The organism is Ochrobactrum sp. SFR4 (assembly GCF_019730395.1).
Classification (GTDB): Bacteria; Pseudomonadota; Alphaproteobacteria; order Rhizobiales; family Rhizobiaceae; genus Pseudochrobactrum.
In genome coordinates this window covers 1-262 of the sequence record NZ_JAAPBB010000918.1, presented here as the reverse complement: position 1 = coordinate 262, position 262 = coordinate 1, and the positions used below count along the sequence as shown (strand labels likewise).

1 pseudogene is annotated in these 262 nt (G+C 54.6%); it reads right to left on the bottom strand.

Features of this window, described 5'->3' with window-relative positions:
• Positions 1-245: pseudogene (locus HBA93_RS21770) on the bottom strand (hypothetical protein); the annotation flags it as partial.
• Positions 246-262 lie beyond the last annotated feature (17 nt).

Here is a 262-nt window from a genome sequence, read left to right as displayed (position 1 = left end):
ACCACCGCCTCATCGTCGAGCAATGAAGGCTGACGGAAATCCATCCGTCGGTCGAGCATGCGTAGGGCTGTCTCGCCCTGCCACTTTGTATCCCAAACAAACCATGCATTGAGCATTGGCGGGGCACCCTGCCCCGTAAAATCAATTTTCCAGCGCATAAGATATACCCGCGCAGGCGGGTACTTGGCGTATAGTTCTGCCAAACCACCGGCAGCTGGCCAGTTCCAGCTAAGCAGTAGCGCCATATATTCCAGCTTTAGAT